A 226-nucleotide genomic window follows, 5' to 3' on the forward strand; every position below is an offset into this window, starting at 1 on the left:
CCTTGGTGATGGTCAGGTTATTGCCCTGGTAGTTCAGGTCGTAGTTCGCGCTGACCAGGCCCAGGCCGCCCTGGTTGATGCCATACACGCCGACATTCTCGCCAGCCACGCGGCTCAGGCTGCCACCGTTGAGCACCGCGCCAGCGGTATCACCGTTCTTCAGGCCGCTGACCTGATAGGTCAGGCTCGGGTCAGCGTCGCCATAGACCTTGGTCTTGGCATCGGC

Annotated in this window: 1 protein-coding gene; it reads right to left on the reverse strand. The window is 62.8% G+C overall.

Annotation, left to right across the window (positions count from 1 at the left end):
• Positions 1–226: MBG domain-containing protein (locus tag HMPREF2924_RS15785; RefSeq protein WP_141765545.1), on the reverse strand; the 226-nt coding region annotated here is incomplete at both ends.

Source organism: Pseudomonas sp. HMSC063H08, from assembly GCF_001813645.1.
Classification (GTDB): Bacteria; Pseudomonadota; Gammaproteobacteria; order Pseudomonadales; family Pseudomonadaceae; genus Pseudomonas; species Pseudomonas aeruginosa.